General features: G+C 65.1%; 1 protein-coding gene. It reads left to right on the top strand.

Translation table 11 applies throughout. The features are described from left to right. The coding region (locus WCB02_RS26195; protein WP_423962666.1) for a serine hydrolase at positions 1-1451 on the top strand (1451 nt) is incomplete at its 5' end. Positions 1452-1672 lie beyond the last annotated feature (221 nt).

Here is a 1672-nt window from a genome sequence, read left to right on the forward strand (position 1 = left end):
ACAACGGCCAGGCGCCGGATGGCGACACCGTCTACGAAATCGGTTCGATCACGAAAACCTTTACCGCAACACTCCTGGCCCAGGCCGTGCTCGCAGGCCGCGTGACGCTTGAGACGCCGGTGGCACAACTCCTGCCGGACTTCAGAATCCCCGCGCGCGGCGGCAAGCAGATCACGCTCGGCGAGCTCGGCACCCAGCACTCGGGTCTGCCGCGGATGCCGACAAACTTCTGGCCGCAAGACCCGGCCAATCCCTACGCCGACTACGATGCGGCGAAGCTGAAGGCGTTTCTGGCGGGATACCAGCTGCGGCGCGATCCCGGCGATGCCTACGAATACTCCAATCTCGGTTTCGGGCTGTTGGGTCTGGCGCTGTCGCAATCGGAGTCCACGAGCTTTGGGGCCATGACCGGCGAACGGATTTTCCAGCCGCTCGGCATGACGATGAGCGGCACGATGTTCAGCGACGCCATGCGCGCCCATCTCGCGCCTGGTCGCGACGTCATGGGCATGGCCGTGAAGAACTGGGACCTGGATGCATTGGCGGGGGCCGGGGCGATCCGTTCCACGGCCAACGACATGCTGCGCTTTCTGAAGGCCAATATGGGCATCGATCCCTCGCCATTGGCCGCCGCGATGAAGTTTGCGCAAGCGTCGCGCAGCGACATGGGTCCGGCCGTGCGCATCGGTCTTGCCTGGATAACGAACGCCAAGGGCATCATCTGGCACAATGGCCAGACCGGCGGCTACCATGGCTTTCTCGGCTTCACCGCCGACGGGCGGCGCGGCGTCGTGGTCCTCGCCAACACGGCCGCCGACACCGACGATCTCGGTTTCGCCACGCTTGACGGCAGCGCCCCGCTGGCGCCGGCCCACAAGGCCGTGGCGCTTGCCGATGCGTCGCTCGACGATTACGTCGGAACCTACAAGCTTGCCGACAAATTCCTGCTCAAGGTGTTCCGCGCCAATGACGGGTTGTTCGCCCAGGCAACCGGGCAGGCGGCGTTCCCGATCTTCGCGTCCGCGCCCAACGAGTTCTTCGCGAAGATCGCCGGCATCAGCATGAACTTTACGCGCGATGCCGGAGGCGCCGTCAGTGGACTGGTGCTGCATCAGAACGGCGACAGTACGGCGCCGAAGCTCGGCGCCTCCGAGCTTCCCGGCGAGCCCCAGACCGTCGCGCTCGACGCCGCGACACTTGGAGACTACGTCGGCCAATACCGGTTCGATTTCGGCGCCGTCCTCGATGTCGCGCTGAGAAGCGATCGTCTCGAAGCGCAGCTCACCGGCCAGCCCGCCTTCCCGATCTACGCGAGCGCCAGGGACAGGTTCTTCTACCGCGCCGTCGACGCGCAACTCGATTTCGAACGCGATGCCAGTGGAAAGATCATCGCGGTGGTTCTTCATCAGAACGGACGCGATATGCGGGCGCCGCGCTGGCCTATTCACTGACGATTCGGCGTCTGCCCCTTGGCGTCCTGTTCCCTGCCATCGCGGCGGACTTGCCCAACGCTCCGCGCCGGCGGTGGGCGTTGCCGGATCATGCGCTGAAGTGATGCGCGGCGCCGATACGGAAGATCGCGCGGCGGCTTACAGTCTTCCCTTAGCTCCGCCTGGCTGAGTCCGTTCATCGCTCGACAACGGAAATCTCGGGACTGTGCCGGCATATCGGT

Source organism: Bradyrhizobium sp., from assembly GCF_049581145.1.
In the GTDB taxonomy this organism is placed as follows: Bacteria; Pseudomonadota; Alphaproteobacteria; order Rhizobiales; family Xanthobacteraceae; genus Bradyrhizobium.